This window comes from Phenylobacterium sp., from assembly GCF_041919955.1.
Lineage (GTDB): Bacteria > Pseudomonadota > Alphaproteobacteria > Caulobacterales > Caulobacteraceae > Phenylobacterium.
This window is the reverse complement of record NZ_JAYRSU010000031.1, coordinates 1-17,581: the sequence shown is the minus strand read 5'-3', so window position 1 is coordinate 17,581 and position 17,581 is coordinate 1. Positions and strand designations below refer to the sequence as shown.

Genomic DNA, 17,581 nt, shown 5'->3' with positions numbered 1-17,581 from the left:
GAATTCCCGGTGCAAAACTTGACGATAGGGGGCGCTCGGCGAGCGCCGGACGTCAGGCTGCGGGCGGGCGAATCGGCGGTCGGGCGCTCAGGGCTTCCGGCTCGATCTCCTCGCCGGGGGTGAAGCGCAGGGCCCGCGGCGGCGCCGGGGCGAGGGCCGTTTCGGCTGCGGCGCCGGTCGCATGGCCCGCGCAGTGGCTGGCGCAATGGGCGCCAGGCGGATGATGGCCGCCGTCGGGATCGCCCGCGTGGTTCTGCTCCAGGGCGGGGGCGCCGGGCGCATCGAGCAGGGGCCTCGCCTCGCTCGGCTGGCCAAGCATGACGAGCAGCACGAGCGCCACGAGGGCGAGAATCGCCCCCATGCGCCGCAGCCCCTCGATCGATCCGTACCGAACCATGACGCGGCCTTGCATCCTACAGCCGCTATAGGAGCAAGCGCCTTTTGCGGGCTTTCGCAGCTGGCGAATGAGTTAACGGAAATCAGTCGGCTCGCATGCTTGCCGCAGCGGACCGAGCAAAGCTTGAGCATCCAGAGCGTATACTTGCGACAATAAACTCAAAATAAGCTCTACAATAGAATATTGTTGCTGTTCAACCGAGGGTGATCCAGGCTCGGCTTGGTTAACGACCGGGCGGGGGCCTTCGCATGCTCGACGCCCGAGCGCCTGCGGAGGGAAATCATGAAATACCTGTTGGTATCGGGCGTGGCGGTGCTCGGACTCCTGGCGGCCACGCCGGCCCCAGCGGCCACCATCGTCCTCAACGACCTGGGGGGCGTCGGCGCGGGCAGCGACGCCTATCGTGGCTTCAGCATCGCGGCCGAGTTTTGGTCGCGCCGGCTCACCAACGACGTCGTCATCAATCTGGACGTCGGCTTCAAGCAGCTCGACCCGGGCGTCCTCGGTCAGGCCGGCAGCAATTCCGCGGTCGCGCCGATCGAGCTGATCAAGGGGCAGCTCGCCTCGGGCGGCAATTCGAAGATCGACGCCATCGCCGGGGCGAACCTGCCGGCCCTGAAGCCTGGCGAATACGGCTGGGGCGCCCTGGACGTCACCACCTCGGGGCCCAAACTGCCAACCGGCGAAGGGGTCGATACCGGGGTTCGGGTGCTGGATATCGACGGCAGCGCCAACAACAGCTTCCTCGACGCCAATTCAGCGAACCTGAAGGCCCTGGGCTTTGGCGGGTTCGGCTCGACGGCCGACGGGACCATCCAGTTCAGCAATCAGTATAACTTCGACTTCAACGCCGGAGATGGCATCTCGGCCAATTCGATCGACTTCCTAAGCGTCGCCATCCACGAGATCGGCCATGTGCTCGGCTTCACTAGCGGCGTGGACATCTACGACGTCCTGGGCGCGCCCGACGGGCCGCTGGCCGATGATCCCGACCTCGGCCTGCTGAATCTCAACGACTATGCGGTCGGTTCCGTGATGGACCTCTTCCGCTACAGCAGCGATCCGAGCGGCGCCGGCCTTGACTGGTCGGTGGGAGCCGACGCCTTCTTCTCGATCGACGGCAAGAGCGCCTATCAGAACGGCTACTTCTCGACCGGCGCGTATAACGGCGACGGCTGGCAGGCCTCGCACTGGAAGGACAACATCCCCGGCTTCCCGCAACTCGGCATGATGGATCCGACCGTGGCCTACGGGCAGATGGGGCGCGTGACTTCGCTGGACCTGGCGGTGTTCGACGCCATCGGTTGGAACATCGACTACGACGTCTTCAACTCCACGCGCAGCTTCACGACCCGGGACATCTATCTCGCGGCCGTACCCGAACCGTCGACCTGGGCCCTGCTGATCGGCGGGTTCTTCATGACGGGCGCGATGGTCCGGCGCCGCCGGGCGGCCGTCGCCTGAGGGGTGGCCGCGGCTCATTTTCGCCATGGGCCGCGGCCAGCCTCCGCCTCCCCAACGGAGGACATCACATGCGATTGACGAGGACCGTTATGGCCGCCCTCATACTGGCCGCGTCGGCCGGAGCCGCGGGTGCGGCGCCGGGCCGCTTCATCCATCCGGCCGACACCAGCAAGGACGACCGCATCGATAAGGCCGAATGGGTCGCCTACAAGCTGCCGGCCGCCGAATTCGCCAAGGCCGACAAGGACAAGAACGGCCTGATCGACGGTCCCGAATTCGTCGCGTGGGACACCGCCTACAAGGCCGCCCACAAGGGGCATTAGGCAGCTACGCCAACGCCTGCTCCAGGTCGGCGATCAGGTCGCCCACGTCCTCGACGCCGACCGACAGGCGGATCAGCCCGTCGTCGATGCCGATCCGTTTCCGCGTCTCGGCCGGGATCGACGCATGGGTCATGATCGCCGGATGCTCGATCAGGCTCTCCACGCCGCCCAGGCTCTCGGCCAGGGTGAAGAGGCGCGTCCGCTCCAGCATGCGCACCGTGCCCGCAAGGTCGCGGTCGAGCACGGCGGTGATCATCCCGCCGAAGCCGCCGGCCATCTGGCGGCGGGCGAGATCGTGCTGCGGATGGCTGGCGAGGCCCGGATAGATCACCTTGGCCACGTCCGGCCGCGCCTCCAGCCAGGCGGCGATCCGGGCCGCGTTCTCGCAATGGCGCTGCATGCGCAGAGAAAGCGTCTTCATCCCGCGCAGGGCCAGGAACGAGTCGAAGGGCGAGGCCACCGCCCCGACCGCGTTCTGCAGGAAGGTCAATTGGTCGGCGAGGTCCTTGTTCGCGCCCACCACCAGCGCGCCGCCGACGATGTCGGAGTGGCCCGAGACGTACTTGGTGGTCGAATGCATCACCGCGTCGAACCCGAACTCCAAAGGCCGCTGGCAATAGGGGCTGGCGAAGGTGTTGTCGGCGCAGGTCAGCAGCCCCCGCCGCTTGCCGAGTGCGGCGATGGCCTCCAGGTCCGCCAGCCGCAGCAGCGGATTGGTCGGAGTCTCCACCCAGATCAGCCGGGTCTGCGGCCGGATGGCCGCCTCGATGGCGGCCACGTCGCTCATGTCGACGAAGCTGAACTCCAGGCCCGCCGTGCGCCGCCGGACCTTGTCGAACAGCCGGAACGAGCCGCCGTAGAGATCCTCGCTGGCGATCACGTGCGCGCCGGCGTCCAGCACCTCCAGGAAGGTGGAAATCGCCGCCAGGCCCGAGGCGAAGGCGTAGCCGCGCGTCCCGCTCTCCAGGTCGGCGATCCCCCGCTCGAAAGCGAAGCGCGTCGGGTTCTGGCTGCGGGAATACTCGAAGCCCTTGTGCTCGCCGGGGCTGGTCTGCGCGTAGGTCGAGGTGGCGTAGATCGGCGGCATCACCGCCCCCGTCGTCGGGTCGACCGATTGGCCGCCATGGATCGCCCGCGTGGAGAATTCCAGGCGGTTCTTTCCGTGAGTGTCGTCGGTCACGCGGCGCGCCTCAGATAGTTGATCAGATCGATACGGGTAATCAGGCCGACGAACTCGCGTCCGTCCAGCACGATGGCGACCTGGTCGCGCTCGAAAACCGGCAGCAGCGCCTCCAGCGGATCGCCGGCCTGCAGGGTGTCGAGCTTGGCGGTCATGGCCGCGGCCACCGGTTGGGAGAACCGCTTCTCGGGCTTGGAATCCTCGACCGCGTCCAGCAGGTCGCTCTCGTCGATCAGGCCGATCAGTCGGCCGCCGTCCAGCACCGGCAGCTGGCTGACATCGGCCGCCCGCATCCGGTTGTAGGCGGTCAGCAGGGTGTCGGCCGGACCGACGGTGACCGCGGCGCCCTCGGCTGGCGAGCGGGCGATCAGGTCGCGCAGGTCGCCGTGCAGCGTGCGCTCGGTCAGGCCCTGCTCGGCCAACCAGCTGTCGTTGTAGACCTTGGAGAGGTACTTCGCGCCGGTGTCGCAGACCAGCGTCACCACGCGCTTGGGCTCGGTTTGCTCGCGGCAGTATCGCAGCGCCCCGGCCAGCAGGGCGCCGGTCGAGGATCCGCCCAGCACGCCTGCTCGGGTCAGCAGTTCGCGCGCGACCCCGATGCTCTCGGCGTCCGGAATACTGTACGCGGCGCTGACGAACGACAGGTCGCAATTGGTCGGGACGAAGTCCTCGCCGATGCCCTCCACCACCCAGGAGCCGGGCTCGATCAGCTTCCCGGTGTTGACCAGCGGCGCCAGGATCGACCCTTCCGGATCGGCCAGCACCATCCTGGTCTTCGGCGAGGTCTTGGCGAAGAAGCGCCCCAGTCCTGTGAGCGTGCCGCCCGAGCCGACGCCGACCACCATGGCGTCGATGTCCCCGCCCATCTGTTCGAGAATCTCCGGGCCGGTGGTGGTCTCGTGGGCCTTCGGATTGGCCGGGTTGGCGAACTGGTTGATGTAGATCGCGCCGGGAATGTCGGCGGCCAGCCGCTCGGCCATGTCCTGGTAGTATTCGGGATGGCCCTTGCCGACGTCGGAGCGGGTGATGCGCACGTCGACGCCCAGGGCGCGCAGGTGCTGGATCTTCTCGCGGCTCATCTTGTCGGGCACGACCAACAGGATCTTGTAACCCTTGAGCACGCCGACCTGGGCGAGGCCGAGGCCGGTGTTGCCGGCGGTCGCCTCGACGATGGTCCCGCCGGGCTTGAGCGATCCATCGGCCTCGGCCGCTTCGATCATCGAGCGGGCGACGCGGTCCTTGATCGACCCGCCTGGGTTGGCGCTCTCCAGCTTGACGAACAGACGGCAGGGACCGGTGTCGAACCCGGTCAGCTCCAGCATGGGGGTGGCGCCGATCAGCTCAAGGGCTGAGGCGGCCGGCGGGGTCAGCCTTGCGGCGGTCATCGAACGAGGACTCCTGAGCAGCGTCGTGCGGAAAACGCTCCAGGTGCGTTTCCGCCCCATCGGAGCCAGGATATGGGGGATTTTCACCGCGCGGATAGAGCGAGCGCAGGTCTTTCGTCGCAAATCTGATGGTGCAGCGCGAAATTGCCCCCGGCCTACTCGACAATCCGGTGACGCTCGGATGAAGGTGCGCCCCGTCTTAAAGCCGGGGTTCCCATGATTGCTCGCCATCTGCTGTCCGCAGCCCTCGTCGCCGTGCTCGCGGCGCCCGCCTACGCCCAGGACGCCAGGAAGGCCGAGCCGCCCAAGTGGGACGTGAACGCCCCGCCCGGCGCCACGCGCGACGTACCGATCGACGTCACCAGCGGAACCTGGCTCAGCGTCGACGTCAGTCCGGACGGCAAGGAAGTGGTCTTCGACCTGCTAGGCGACCTCTACGTAATGCCGATCGCCGGCGGCGAGGCGCGTGCGCTGACCACCGGCATGGCGTGGGACATGCAGGCCAAGTACTCGCCGGATGGCCGCTGGATCGCCTTCACCTCGGACCGCGGCGGCGGCGACAACATCTGGGTGATGCCGCGCGCCGGCGGGGAAGCCAGGCAGGTCAGCAAGGAAAGCTTCCGCCTCCTCAGCCAGCCGGCGTGGACGCCGGACTCCGAGTTCATCGTCGCCCGCAAGCACTTCTCCTCGACCCGCTCGCTGGGGGCGGGCGAGATGTGGCTCTATCACCGCTCCGGCGGCGACGGCCTCCAGCTCACCAAGAAGCGCACCGAGCAGAAGGACACCGGCGAACCGGCCTTCAGCCCGGATGGCCGCTATCTCTATTTCAGCGACGATTCCACGCCCGGCGGGGTCTTCGAATACTCCAAGGACGTCAACGGCCAGATCTATGTGATCCAGCGCCTGGACCGCCAGACCGGCAAGGTCGAGCCCTATATCACCGGCCCCGGCGGCTCGATCCGCCCGACCCCGTCGCCGGACGGCAAGTCCTTGGCCTTCATCCGCCGCGTTCGCTACAAGTCCGTGCTCTACGTGATGGACATCGCCTCGGGGCGCGAGACGCCGGTCTATGACGGCCTCGACCGCGACATGCAGGAAACCTGGGCGATCCATGGGGTCTATCCCAGCATGGCCTGGACCCCGGACAACAAGGCCATCGTGTTCTGGGCCGGCGGCAAGATCCGCAAGGTCGACGTCGGGTCCAAGGCGGTCGGCGACATCCCCTTCCACGTCAAGGGAACCCGCGCGGTGCGGGAGGCCGTGCGCTTCCCTGTCGAGGTCGCGCCCAAGGACTTCAAGGTCAAGATGTTGCGCTGGACCGAGGTCAGCCCCGACGGCTCCAAGGTCGTCTACCAGGCTCTCGGCCATCTCTGGATCAAGGACTTGAAGGCGGGCGGCGCGCCTCGGCGGTTGACCAAACAGGGCGACCATTTCGAGTTCTATCCGTCCTGGTCGCGCGACGGCCGCTCGATCGTCTACACCACCTGGAACGATCAGGACTTCGGTACGGTCCGCGTGGTTCCGGCCGCGGGCGGCGAGGGCAAGGTCGTCTCGAGCCAGCCGGGCCACTATGTCGAGCCGACCTTCAGTCCGGACGGGTCTAGGGTCGTATACCGAGCAGTCTCGGATGGCTTCCTGACCTCGGCGATGTGGGGCCGCGACCCGGGCCTCTACGCTGTGCCGGCCAAGGGCGGGGCCAAGGCGGTACGGATCTCGGAAAAGGGCGTGCAGCCGCAGTTTGGCGCGGCGAACGACCGCGTGTTCTTCATGACCTTCGAGGAGGAGAACAAGCGTGCGCTGAAGTCGGTCGAGCTGGACGGCTCGGACGAGCAGAGCCACCTGATCAGCGAGTTCGCAACCGAGTACGCTCTCAGCCACGACGAGAAGTACGTCGCCTGGACCGAGCGCTTCAACGCCTATGTCACGCCCTTCGTGCGCACCGGCAAGCCGGTCGAGCTGTCGCCCAAGGCGAGCTCGATCCCGGTCAGCCGCGTCACCCGCGACGCCGGCGAATTCCTCCACTGGTCGGGCGATTCCAAGAAGCTCTGGTGGTCGATGGGGCCGGAGCTCTATTCCCGCGACCTGAAGGACGCCTTCGCCTTCGTCGACGGTGCGCCAAAGGACCTGCCCAAGCCGGCCGAGCAGGGAACCGACATCTCCTTCACCCAGGCCTATGCCGCCCCGGCCGGCCGCACCGCCTTCACCGGCGCGCGGATCGTCACCATGAAGGGCGATGAGGTGATCGAGGACGGGGTGATCGTCCTCAACGGCAACCGCATCGAGGCGGTCGGGCCGCGGGCCTCGGTGACCATCCCGGCCGGCGCCAAGACCATCGACGCGAGCGGCAAGACCATCATTCCGGGCCTGATCGACGTGCACTGGCACGGCTCGATGGGCTCGGACCAGATCATCCCGCAACAGAGCTGGGTGAACTACGCCGCGCTGGCCTTCGGCGTGACCACCATCCACGACCCATCGAACGACTCGGGCGAAATCTTCGCCCACAGCGAACTGGAGAAGGCCGGCGAGGTGGTCGGTCCGCGCATCTTCTCGACCGGGACCATCCTCTATGGGGCCAAGGCGCCGTTCACCGCACAGATCGACAGCCTGGACGACGCCCGCTCGACCCTGCGACGGATGAAGGCGATCGGGGCCTTCAGCGTGAAGAGCTATAACCAGCCCCGCCGTGACCAGCGCCAGCAGATCCTGGCCGCCGCGCGCGAGCTGGGGGTCATGGTGGTGCCGGAGGGCGGTTCGCTGTTCGAGCACAACATGACCATGGTCGTGGACGGCCACACCGGGGTCGAGCATTCGATCCCCGTCGCCAAGATCTATGACGACGTGCGCCAGCTCTGGCCTGCGACCAAGGTCGGCTACACCCCGACCCTGATCGTCGCCTACGGCGGCACCTTCGGCGAGAACTACTGGTACGAGCACACCGACGTCTGGGCCGACCAGCGGCTTTCGAACTTCGTGCCGCGCCGCATCCTCGACGCCCGCTCGCGCCGCCGGATCAAGATGCCGGACGAGGAGTACAACCACGTCAACATCGCGAAGGTGGCCAAGGAGCTGAACGACCTCGGGGTTTCGGTCCAGCTCGGCGCCCACGGCCAGCGCGAGAGCCTGGGCGCGCACTGGGAGCTCTGGATGTTCGCCCAGGGTGGCATGAGCCCGCTGCAGGCGATCCGCGCGGGCACGCTCAGCGGCGCCCAGTACCTCGGCATGGACAAGGACCTGGGCTCGCTGGAGCCGGGCAAGCTGGCTGACCTGGTGGTGCTGGACGCCAACCCGCTGGAGAACATCCGCAACTCGACCTCGATCAAGTACACGGTCGCCAACGGCCGGGTGTTCGACGCCATGACCATGACCGAACTGGGCAAGGCCGCGCCCAAGCCCTTCTGGTTCCAGACAGCCGGCGGGGAAGGCTGGGGCGCGGCCTCGACCGCGGCGGTCAGCCACCAGGACGACTGACGAGGGGGAGGCGGCTGCATCTGGCGGCCGCCATGCCCGCGGGCTAAAGGCTCGGCATGGCCAAGACGACGCCCGCGACCCTCGCCCTCGACAGGGCCGGGATCGCCTACGAGCTCTTCACCTACGACTACGATCCGGATGCGCCGCGGGTCGGGCTGCAGGCGGCGCAGGCGCTGGGCGTCTCACCCGACCAGGTGCTGAAGACCCTGATGGCCCTGGTCGATGGCAAGCCGGTCTGCGCCATCCTCGCCTCGGACGAGGAGGTGGCCATGAAGAAGCTGGCGGCCGCGGTTGGCGGCAAGTCGGCCCATATGATGAAGCCCGCCGACGCTGAACGACTGACCGGCTACAAGGTCGGCGGCGTCTCGCCCTTCGGCCAGAAGCGCCAGGTCCCGACCGTGCTGGACGAGATGGCGACCCTGCACGACCAAGTGTTCGTCAACGGCGGCCAACGGGGCCTGCAGGTGCTGATCGCGCCTGCAGACCTGGCCGCGGCCCTCGACGCCATCGTGGTCTCCCTGACCTGACGGGTCTTGCGGCGCGCGGCCGGGCAGGCGCAGCATGAGCCCGGCCTCTTGGGGGGGAGGCGCACATGCTGCAGGACAAGTCCGGCGTCTCGACCGTGATCGAGGCGCTCTACGCCGTCGCCGCCGATCCCGATCGGTGGGAACAGGTCGTCGAGGCTCTTGCTGGCCCCGAGCCTGGCGAGGTCGCAGAGACGGGCGTCCGAACCGCCGTTGCGGCCGGCGGGGGCGAGCAGGTCGGGGTTCTGGTGGTCGGCGCAGGCGGTGGAGCGGTGGCCTGCGACCTCGCCGGTCGCGGCGCCTTCGAGCGGCGGCTCGGGACCTTCGAGGCGCGGGGCCTCAGGTTCGCCGATCCGGCTAATCACGAGGCCCTGGATCTAGCGAGGCGGCGGCTCGCGGGCGCAACGAGCGGCCAGGTCATCGTCAAGTTCGTCGACGCCGAGAACGACGGCCCGTTCTTCGCCTACGTCATGCCGGCCTCGGCGCTGCCCGAGAGCCTGGCTGCGCGGCTGACGCCGCTGGGGGCGGGCGAGGCCAGGCCTTTGGGCGCGCTCGCGCTGCTGTTCCCCTCGGTCGAGGCCGGCGATCGGCTGTGGTTGAGCGTGCGCGAGAGCTTCGGCCTGACCGCCGCCGAAATCCGGCTGGCCGCGCATCTGGCCGACGGACTGAGCCTCAAGGAAGCGGCCGAGGAGCTTGGGGTCAGTGTCAACACCTTGCGCAACCAACTTCGGGCGGTGTTCGACAAGATGGGCCTCAATCGCCAGAGCGAGCTGGTCCGGGCGCTGACCCAGCTGTCCGCCCTGGCCTCGGCCTTCGGCGGGGCGCCCAGGATCTCTGCGCCGGCGATCCTGGCGAGCGAGCGCGCCGCGGCCGAATCGGCGCCGCCGATCAGGATATTCGCCGCTCCCGACGGACGCAGGGTCGCCTGGCGGGATTATGGCGACCCTGCTGGCGCGCCGGTGATGGTGGTGATGCCTGACCTCAGTTCCAGCCTGCTGCGGCGCGGCAGCCATGGTCTGGCGCGGGAGCTAGGCCTGCGGTTGCTGGTGCTGGAACGGGCCGGGATCGGGCGCACCGAGCCGCTGCGAAAGTTCGGTTTCGAGGCCGCCGCCGCGGACTACCTCGCCCTGCACGCCGACCAGCGGTTGGGCCCGGTGCAGATCGTGGCCTTCGCCGACGGCGCGCCCTACGGCCTGTTGGCGGGGGTCGGGCTTGGCCGGCTGGCGAGCCGCATGCTGCTGGTCACCGGCCGCCGTCCCGGGCCGCAGGTCGAGCGGGCCGAGGACGCCGGTAACCTGATGACCCTGTTCTGGCGCCGGATCTCCAAGAGCGCCTGGCTGTCGGACATGGTCTTCGAAATGTTGCGCCACAGGCTCAACCGCGCCCAGTTCGAGCGTTTCGCGCGAGCGGCCGGCTCGGCCCCGGGGGATGCAGCCTACCTGCAGGCCCATCCCGAACTGATCGACTTCATGGTCGAGTACACCCGCGAGGCCCTGGCGGTCAGCGCGCGTGGGGCGTCGGAGGCCATCCGCTGCGCCGCGCGGCCGGCGGCGCTCGAGCTGTCGGGCCTCAGCGCTCCGGTCACCCTATGGCATGGCGCCGATGACGCCATGACCACGCCCGACGAGGTGCGGGCATGGCTCGGGGCCCATCTGCGCGATGTGAGGATCGTGCCCGGCATCGGCCGTTTCCTTGGCTATAGTCACTGGACGGAGATCATGCAGTGGGTGGCTGCAGGCACGGAACGCACGCGAGGTCGCGATTGACCCGGCGCGCGTATCGGGCCTTAACTTACCACTGATAATGGTGCGTCGCGGCGCGAGCCGTGTGGAAGTCGGTGGAGGACGGCCAATTGAGCCGGACGGCCAGGGCAGGAGCGACGGTGGTGTCGACGGCGACGCTCGAACGTCGGCGGACCTATCATGTGGGCAATGTGCGTGGGCAGCTGCTGGCCGCCGCACGCGACATTCTGCAGGAGCAGGGCCGGGTCGGGCTGTCTCTGCGTGCGATCGCCGAGCGGGGCGGCGTCGCCCCCGGCACCGTCTATTATCACTACGCCGACAAGGCCGCGCTGCTCGCGGGCTTGGCCGTCGACGGCTTCCGCCAATTGGCCGAGGCCATGCGCCAGGCCTATGAGGCGCGCAGGGGCGAGACCGGACTGCGGTCGATCGGCTTCGCCTATCTGAACTTTCTGCGTGAGAAGCCCGAGCTGTACGAACTGATGTACGAGGCGCTCGACGCCGGCCGCCGCCAGGACGTCGCCGAGGCCGAGGCCGAGGCCTTCGCCGTGGCGCGGGAGGCGATCGTTCACGACTTCGCCGGTCATCATTCGACCGACCTCGCCCACAAGATCGCCGAGGCGATCTGGGCCTGGGGGCGCGGCATCGCGGCCGTGGCCCTGTCGCGCGGCGCGCCCGGTTGCGGACCCCAGCGCGAAACCCTGGAATCGGCCGTCGAGGGTCTCGAGGCGCTGATCATCGGCCGCTGAGCGACTTTGACCGCCGCGGCGCCATTGCGCTGTCTTTTCCGAATCTTAGCCGTACCGTCCCGTCAAAAGAGCGCGTCCCTTGCGCCACAAGGGCCAGCGAAATTCAGAGGGTGACGCATTTCCCTCTATTCAAACACTGTTCGAGACCTCCAGCCTTGGGTCATTAAGCACTCACGACGGGCGACATAACGCCCGCGTCTGGCTGGGAGGTTACATATGAATACGCCGCTGCGCCTGCGCAGTCTTTTCATCATGGGCGCGTCGATCGCGGCCATGTCCGCCGCCACTCAGGCTGCGGCTCAAGACGCTTTCACCATCGAGGAACTGGTCGTCACCGCTGAAAAGCGCGAGCAGAGCCTGCAGGACGTGCCGGTCGCCGTGACCGCCTACACCTCCGAGAAGCGCGACATCATGGGCGTGGCCACGGTCGAAGACCTGGCGCGCGTGACGCCGAGCGTCGCCTACACCAACAACGACCGTCTCTCGATCCGCGGCTTCGGCCGCCTGACCAACGCCATCGGCACGGACCCGTCCGTGGCGTTGTATTCGGACGGCATCTTCTCGAACTCGATGGCCGATAGCTCGACGCCGTCGCTGTTCATCGAGCGGACCGAAATCCTGCGGGGCCCGCAAGGCACCCTCTACGGCCGCAACTCGATCGGCGGCGCGCTGAACATCATCGGCAAGCGCCCCAGCGACACCTTCAAGGGTGAAGTCCGCGGCGCGCTCGGCAACTACGGCTCGTGGCGGACCGACGCCCTGGTGACCGGCCCGATCACCGAAGGCCTGCGCTTCCTGATCGGCGGATCGGTCGAGCGCCGCGACGAAGGCTTCATCGAGAACGTCGGCCCCGGCGGCGACACCAGCGCCATGAAGCGCTACATCGTCGAGGCCCAGATCGAAGCCGACCTCGGCGAGAACATCACTGCTCGCCTGCGCTATACCAAGTTCGACTGGGACGACAGCTACGGCGTCGGCAACATCCACGAGAGCGTGATCACGCCCTACGATACGCGCTCGCCCACCGGCATCGAAAACAGCGCGCTCTACTATAACCCGACCTTCGGCTACACGAAGGTCAACCCGTCGATCGCCGATCCGTACAAGATCGATATGGACCAGACGATGGAGGGCAAGCTCTCCAATCACAATCGTCTGCACTTCGACCTGACCTGGGACCTGGGCTGGGCCAACCTGAAGTACCTGGCCGGCTACCAGTCCTACACCTACAACACCAACGGCGACGAAGACCGCTCCTCGCGCACGGGCCTGTTCAGCATCCCGACCGCGACGCCGTTCGGCGCCTACACCGCCACTAACGTCTCGCCGAACGAGCGCTTCTTCTACACCGAGAAGCAGAAGTGGTTCTCGAACGAGATCAACCTGTCCTCGAACGGCGACGGCCCGCTGAACTGGATTGTCGGCCTCTATCAGTACCACCAGTCCTACGCTCAGCCGCAGGGCCTGCGGGTGCTCGGCGATCCGGCCATGCAGGCGCCGCTCAGCCTGGCGACCGGCCGTCCGGCCGCGCCGAACCCGAACGGCAACTACCTGTTCGTCGACGGCACGCTGGAGGTGAACTCCTACGCCGCCTTCGGTCAGATCGACTACAAGTTTGCTGAGAACTGGACCCTGACCGCCGGCCTTCGTTACACGAAGGACGAAAAGTCGGGCACCGACTTCGCCCGCTACGTCTCGCGCAGCCCGACGACCACCACCCTGCTTCAGCAGTTCGCGGGCATTCCGGCGGCGGTCGGTCAAGGCATCGCGCTCGACTTCACCACCTTCGTGGTGTGCGGCGGCGCCACCATCGCCGCCTGCAACGCCCTGCCGCAGTACGCGAACCTGCGTGAAGCGCCCAACGGCGGCCTGATCCGCAATCTGTCGGCCGACTACGACGCCTGGACCGGCACCCTCGGCGTCCAGTGGCAGCCGGATGGCGACACCAACGCCTACGCCCGCTACAGCCGCGGCTACAAGTCGGGCGGCTGGCTGGCCTCCAACGGCCTGACGCCGGTGCCCTACGCCGATCCGGAATACGTCAACAACTACGAGATCGGCCTGAAGAAGACCTTCGGCGGTCGCTTCCAGCTCAACTCGGCGATCTTCTACGCCGACTACCAGGGCTTCCAGGCGCCGCTGCGCGTGATCATCAGCGGCTCGACCACCGGCACCCAGTTCCTGAACCTCGACGCCCGCAACTGGGGCGTCGAACTGGAAGGCCAGTGGGCGCCGATCGACAACCTGATGGTCTTCGGCAGCTACGCGTACATCAACGCCGAGGTGACCAACGGCTGCTGCTTCGTCGACGTCAACGATCCGACCGCGTCGGCCTCCGGCGCCAAGCCGGTGGGCGGCACGCCGACGGCGCGCACTCAGAACCTCGAGGGCAACCGCCTGCCGATGACGCCGGAGAACAAGTTCACCCTCGGGGCGAACTACACCTTCGACTTCGACATCGGCAGCCTGACGCTCGGTGGAACCTATACCTACACCGACTCCATGCAGACCTCGATCTTCATGCAGAAGAACTACACCGCGCCGTCGAACGAGATCGTCGATTTCCGCGCGCTGTGGAAGGACAGCCAGGATCGCTTCACGATCATCGGCTACGTGAAGAACGCGTTCGACGAGGTGGCCTATCAGAGCTCCACTCCGACCGGCCTGACGGGCTCGGGCGACTACCGTCGTACGGTGAAGCTCAACTTCCCGCGCACCTACGGCGTGGAGTTCCAATACCGCTTCTAGGAACGGTCCAGATCAGTTCGGAGGGGGCGTCGCGGGAGACCGCGGCTCCCCTTCTTCTTTGGGGCGTCAATAACCCGTGGCGGGACGCAGGGTGAGGTCTGCGCCCATCGAGCTCATCGACAGGCTGCGAGCCCGGGTGATGGCGGCGCGCAGGCCTTCGGGATCGGCGCCCTGGATGATCTGGCCGCCGACGACGAAGGTCGGCGCCCCGCGTACATCGATCTCCTGCGCCAGGGCGCGGGTGTCGCGGATCTGCTCGTCGATGGCGGGGTCGTCGATCGCAAGCTTCAGAGCGGCCGGATCCAGGCCGGCCTTCGCGGCCAAAGCGTCGACACGCGCGGGCGTCAGATCCTTCTGGCCGAGGAAGGCGCGATAGAGTTCCAGCCCCTTGGCCTTTCCCTGGGGCGTCAGGGCGACCCGCGCGGCATAGTCCGAGGTGCTGCCGAAGATCGGATATTGCTTAAAGACGAAGCGGACGTCCGGGTTCTGGGCGATGAGCGCCAGCACGTCCGGCGCTGCGGCGCTGCAATAGACGCAGCGGTTGTCGAAGAACTGCACGACGGTGACGTGCCCGCCGGGATTGGCGACGAAGTCGCGGGGGTCGGCCTCCAGCCGCTTTCGTGCGCCCGTCAGCGCCTGGTGTGCGGCGATCGCGCGTTTTTGGCGCAGTTTCTGCGCGGCCTCGCGCACGACTTCAGGGTGCTCGCGCAGATAGGCGCGGAGCCGCATTTCAAAAGCTTGGTCTTCGACCTGCTGACAGCCGCCCAGCGCGAGAGCCGCTAGCAGTGCAGCTGGCCCTTTCCAAGTCATCGACATGCACGATCCGGTCCGCATTCCACTCGGCTTCATGGTGTACGTATGGTTTACCAGCAAATACTCGAACGTATTGTCTTAATGTGGCGGTAACTATGCCTATAAACCATTAAGTTTAAGCACATATACATGCGGTTGTTGCAAATTGTCACCTGTCAGGAAACCGACGGTGAGCAGCTTGCAACAGCCTTTGGCAAATCAAGTCCGAGCCATCGCCCTCGTCGCGGTGATGTTCGCGCCCACGATCGCCCATGCAGGGCCGATGGAGGACGCGATCCTGGCTGAAATCAACTTTGCACGCATGCACCCGCAGGAATACGCCAAGCGGCTGCTCGCCCAGCCGGTGACGCCGTGGGAGCGGGCTCTGCGCCAGGCCGGGCAGGACGATCGAGACCCCACCGCCTTCAAGGAAGCGGTGGCGCACCTTGAAGCCCAGGAGCCGCTCGGTCCGCTGCGGGCAGACGCCGCGCTGATCTCCGCCGCGGTCGAGCATGTCGAGCTGCAGGGTCCGGCCGGCGAGATCGGGCACGATGGGCCGGACGGCGAGCGGTTCTATGACCGCCTGCGCCGGCACGGGCTGACCGAGACCATCGCGGCCGAGAACATCGCCTATGGGCCGCCGTCGCCGGCCGAGGTGGTGCGCGCGCTGATCATCGACAGCGGCGTGCCGAGTCGCGGCCACCGTCGCAACATCTTCCACGCGGCGTTCCAGGTGGTGGGGGTGAGCTGCGGGCCGCACAAGGACTACGCCACCATGTGCGTCATGGACTTCGGCGGCGCGGCGTCGTCGATCCGCACCGCTTCGGCCGAGCGTGTCCGTTCGGCGACGGAAGAATAGTCGCAGCCGGCGTCAAGCCCTGGACGCAAGCGCCGCTTTGGCCGCATATCCCGCGCTGGGCGGAGCGAGCGTTCGCTGTTTCTTACAATTGGTTACGCGCGTTCTGGAGTGGCGGCGCTTAAACTGGCGCGTATGTTGCAACCTGCGGCAGGCGCCCTTGTGGCGTGTGCGATAATCGCGCAGCGGCTGAATCGGCCGTAGGTGCAAAGCTTCCTCCGGATGCCCCCGCGCCCGGTGGAATGGTGAAGGTAGAGGCAGAGCGATGACGTTCTCGCGGTACGTCCTGATAGGCGCGCTTGTCGCGCCGGCGATCGCCGGACCGGCTGCAGCCGAGGACTGCTTTCCGAAGGTGCAGGCGGCCATGACGCGTCCGGCCGCGCCCGCGAAGCCGGTCCATCGGGTCGCCAAGCCGGCGGTCAAACCGGCCGTCAGCGTCGAGCCGGCCAGCAAGCCGGTAGTCAGAAAGGTCAAGCGCGTCCAGCCGGCCGCCAGGCCGCTGGCGCCTCGCCAGCACCTGCTGGACTCGTCCTTCGACATGCGTACGGCGGCCATTCCGGCGCCGCGCTCCACCGAATGCGACACCACCCCTTCGATCCAGGCGGCCCTGCCTGAGGAGGCCCGTCCGCCGGCCCAGCGCCTGCTGGACGAAATCGCCGGGCCGCCGGAGGCGGTGGAAACCGCCGGCGCGCCCAATCCCGTTCTCGCGTCCGTGGCTCCGGCCGGCGGCGGTTTCGGCCTGCCGTTCGGTGGCGGTGGCGGACCGGGAGGCGTGATCACCGACGGCGGCAATCCGGGCAATCCCGGAACGCCAGGCAATCCCGGAACGCCAGGCAATCCCGGAACGCCAGGCAATCCCGGAACGCCGGGCAATCCGGGTCCGGAGCCGGGCGGTCCCACGACGCCGACCGAACCGACGAAACCGACCGAACCGACCACCCCGACCATCCCGACCGAGCCGACGACTCCGACCAACCCGTGCCCTGGGCCGGGGCCCTGCCCGGGCGAGCCGACGCCCTGCACGACGCCCGGCGGCTGCGGCGGCCCTGGTGGCCCCATCGTCAGTCCGGTTCCGGAACCCGCGACCTGGGCGATGATGATCATCGGCTTCTTTGGCCTGGGCGCGGCTGTTCGGGCCAAGCGTGTCGGGCGTCGCCTCGAGGCCTAGGAGGCTTGCGGTCTAGAGAGAGGCGCGCAGCATCCAGGCGTGTTTCTCATGGGCCGTCAGGCGGTCCGAGATCAGGCTGGCGGTGACCTCGTCGCCGGCCCGCTGTGCGAGCGGCAGCAGCGCGTAGAGTGTGCCGATCACCGTCTGGTGGCCGTCGACCAGGTCTTCCAACATGGCTTGGGCCGACTTGGTCGGATCGCCGTCCTTGATCGACGACAGGTTCGCGAACGCGCCGTAGCCCTGCGGCGCCAGCTCGCCGAGCGCGCGGATGCGTTCAGCCACCTCGTCGATGGCGGTCCAGACCTCGGTGTACTGGGCCATAAACAGCGCGTGGAGCTGCGAGAAGTTCGGGCCGCGGACATTCCAGTGATAGCCGTGGGTCTTCAGATAGATGGCGTAGCTGTCGGCGAGCAGCTTGGCCAAGCCTTCGGCGACCGTCCTGCGGTCGTCCGGAGTGGGACCGGCGTTGGGCATGGATATCTCCTTGTCAGGCTTGCGCCGTCGGCTGGGCGGCGCCGCGGGCGGCGATGCGCGTCCAGATGCGTTCGTGAATGGCGAAGGCGATGGTCTGGAAGATCGGCTCGATCATCCCGATGGCCAGCGCTGCGCGCCAGTCGCGGGTGAGGGCGAAGGCGACGCTGACGGCCACGGTCAGGTGTGGTCTGCGCCCCAGGAAGTGATCCATCCCTTATGTTGGTCCGAGGACCATTTGGATGGAACGAGAGATGGCAAGGAAGCGTCACAAGCCGGAAGAGATCGTCGCGAAGCTGCGGCAAGTTGATGTG

General features: G+C 67.5%; 15 protein-coding genes. 9 read left to right on the top strand and 6 right to left on the bottom strand.

Annotated features, from left to right (window positions below; translation table 11 throughout):
* Window positions 1-52 precede the first annotated feature (52 nt).
* Window positions 53-397, bottom strand: coding sequence for a hypothetical protein (locus ACE3T2_RS19375; protein WP_374660384.1), 345 nt, complete (start codon window positions 395-397; stop codon window positions 53-55).
* 282 nt (window positions 398-679) lie between these two features.
* On the opposite strand from ACE3T2_RS19375, the gene ACE3T2_RS19370 reads away from it, so the two are divergent.
* On the top strand, window positions 680-1,861 hold the full coding sequence (locus ACE3T2_RS19370) for an NF038122 family metalloprotease (protein ID WP_374660382.1): 1,182 nt from the start codon (window positions 680-682) through the stop codon (window positions 1,859-1,861).
* Between the two features lie 68 nt (window positions 1,862-1,929).
* Window positions 1,930-2,184: a hypothetical protein gene (locus tag ACE3T2_RS19365; protein ID WP_374660380.1), complete on the top strand. Its 255-nt coding sequence runs from the start codon at window positions 1,930-1,932 to the stop codon at window positions 2,182-2,184.
* Between the two features lie 4 nt (window positions 2,185-2,188).
* On the opposite strand, the gene ACE3T2_RS19360 is transcribed toward ACE3T2_RS19365, so the two are convergent.
* Together ACE3T2_RS19360 and ACE3T2_RS19355 are read right to left on the bottom strand one after the other, a co-directional pair.
* Window positions 2,189-3,364, bottom strand: a complete 1,176-nt coding sequence (locus tag ACE3T2_RS19360; protein ID WP_374660378.1) for a PLP-dependent aspartate aminotransferase family protein — start codon at window positions 3,362-3,364, stop codon at window positions 2,189-2,191.
* The gene (locus tag ACE3T2_RS19355) at window positions 3,361-4,749 is read right to left on the bottom strand and encodes a pyridoxal-phosphate dependent enzyme (protein ID WP_374660376.1); all 1,389 of its coding nucleotides are present in this window, start codon (window positions 4,747-4,749) and stop codon (window positions 3,361-3,363) included. Before ACE3T2_RS19355 ends, ACE3T2_RS19360 begins: the two co-directional genes overlap by 4 nt.
* A gap of 216 nt (window positions 4,750-4,965) precedes the next feature.
* Between ACE3T2_RS19355 and ACE3T2_RS19350 the strand changes: the two genes are divergently transcribed.
* The 5 genes from ACE3T2_RS19350 (at window position 4,966) to ACE3T2_RS19330 (ending at window position 13,980) form a co-directional block, all read left to right on the top strand.
* Window positions 4,966-8,220: an amidohydrolase family protein gene (locus tag ACE3T2_RS19350; protein ID WP_374660374.1), complete on the top strand. Its 3,255-nt coding sequence runs from the start codon at window positions 4,966-4,968 to the stop codon at window positions 8,218-8,220.
* A gap of 56 nt (window positions 8,221-8,276) precedes the next feature.
* Entirely contained in the window at window positions 8,277-8,747 is a 471-nt protein-coding gene (gene ybaK, locus ACE3T2_RS19345; protein WP_374660372.1) for a Cys-tRNA(Pro) deacylase, read from the top strand.
* 65 nt (window positions 8,748-8,812) lie between these two features.
* Window positions 8,813-10,510: a hypothetical protein gene (locus tag ACE3T2_RS19340; RefSeq protein ID WP_374660370.1), complete on the top strand. Its 1,698-nt coding sequence runs from the start codon at window positions 8,813-8,815 to the stop codon at window positions 10,508-10,510.
* Window positions 10,511-10,629: 119 nt separating this feature from the next.
* Window positions 10,630-11,232: a TetR/AcrR family transcriptional regulator gene (locus ACE3T2_RS19335; protein WP_374660368.1), complete on the top strand. Its 603-nt coding sequence runs from the start codon at window positions 10,630-10,632 to the stop codon at window positions 11,230-11,232.
* Window positions 11,233-11,448: 216 nt separating this feature from the next.
* Entirely contained in the window at window positions 11,449-13,980 is a 2,532-nt protein-coding gene (locus ACE3T2_RS19330; RefSeq protein ID WP_374660366.1) for a TonB-dependent receptor, read from the top strand.
* A 66-nt stretch (window positions 13,981-14,046) separates the two neighbouring features.
* Here ACE3T2_RS19330 and ACE3T2_RS19325 read toward each other — a convergent pair whose 3' ends face one another.
* Entirely contained in the window at window positions 14,047-14,709 is a 663-nt protein-coding gene (locus tag ACE3T2_RS19325; RefSeq protein ID WP_374660364.1) for a DsbA family protein, read from the bottom strand.
* Window positions 14,710-14,962: 253 nt separating this feature from the next.
* Here ACE3T2_RS19325 and ACE3T2_RS19320 point away from each other — a divergent pair, with 253 nt between their 5' ends.
* Together ACE3T2_RS19320 and ACE3T2_RS19315 are read left to right on the top strand one after the other, a co-directional pair.
* On the top strand, window positions 14,963-15,631 hold the full coding sequence (locus ACE3T2_RS19320) for a CAP domain-containing protein (protein WP_374660362.1): 669 nt from the start codon (window positions 14,963-14,965) through the stop codon (window positions 15,629-15,631).
* Window positions 15,632-15,893: 262 nt separating this feature from the next.
* The gene (locus tag ACE3T2_RS19315; RefSeq protein ID WP_374660361.1) at window positions 15,894-16,796 is read left to right on the top strand and encodes a PEPxxWA-CTERM sorting domain-containing protein; all 903 of its coding nucleotides are present in this window, start codon (window positions 15,894-15,896) and stop codon (window positions 16,794-16,796) included.
* Window positions 16,797-16,808: 12 nt separating this feature from the next.
* Here ACE3T2_RS19315 and ACE3T2_RS19310 read toward each other — a convergent pair whose 3' ends face one another.
* Entirely contained in the window at window positions 16,809-17,270 is a 462-nt protein-coding gene (locus ACE3T2_RS19310) for a Dps family protein (protein ID WP_374660359.1), read from the bottom strand.
* Window positions 17,271-17,283: 13 nt separating this feature from the next.
* A complete protein-coding gene (locus tag ACE3T2_RS19305) occupies window positions 17,284-17,481 on the bottom strand; it encodes a DUF2061 domain-containing protein (protein ID WP_374660357.1) in 198 nt (65 codons plus the stop codon).
* Between the last annotated feature and the right edge of the window lie 100 nt (window positions 17,482-17,581).

Coding starts and splice junctions, on each gene's coding strand:
- ACE3T2_RS19315 (WP_374660361.1), top strand. CDS start 15,894: ATGACGTTCTCGCGGTACGTCCTGATAGGCGCGCTTGTCGCGCCGGCG.
- ACE3T2_RS19310 (WP_374660359.1), bottom strand. CDS start 17,270: ATGCCCAACGCCGGTCCCACTCCGGACGACCGCAGGACGGTCGCCGAA.
- ACE3T2_RS19375 (WP_374660384.1), bottom strand. CDS start 397: ATGGTTCGGTACGGATCGATCGAGGGGCTGCGGCGCATGGGGGCGATT.
- ACE3T2_RS19325 (WP_374660364.1), bottom strand. CDS start 14,709: ATGCGGCTCCGCGCCTATCTGCGCGAGCACCCTGAAGTCGTGCGCGAG.
- ybaK (WP_374660372.1), top strand. CDS start 8,277: ATGGCCAAGACGACGCCCGCGACCCTCGCCCTCGACAGGGCCGGGATC.
- ACE3T2_RS19305 (WP_374660357.1), bottom strand. CDS start 17,481: ATGGATCACTTCCTGGGGCGCAGACCACACCTGACCGTGGCCGTCAGC.
- ACE3T2_RS19330 (WP_374660366.1), top strand. CDS start 11,449: ATGAATACGCCGCTGCGCCTGCGCAGTCTTTTCATCATGGGCGCGTCG.
- ACE3T2_RS19340 (WP_374660370.1), top strand. CDS start 8,813: ATGCTGCAGGACAAGTCCGGCGTCTCGACCGTGATCGAGGCGCTCTAC.
- ACE3T2_RS19370 (WP_374660382.1), top strand. CDS start 680: ATGAAATACCTGTTGGTATCGGGCGTGGCGGTGCTCGGACTCCTGGCG.
- ACE3T2_RS19355 (WP_374660376.1), bottom strand. CDS start 4,749: ATGACCGCCGCAAGGCTGACCCCGCCGGCCGCCTCAGCCCTTGAGCTG.
- ACE3T2_RS19365 (WP_374660380.1), top strand. CDS start 1,930: ATGCGATTGACGAGGACCGTTATGGCCGCCCTCATACTGGCCGCGTCG.
- ACE3T2_RS19350 (WP_374660374.1), top strand. CDS start 4,966: ATGATTGCTCGCCATCTGCTGTCCGCAGCCCTCGTCGCCGTGCTCGCG.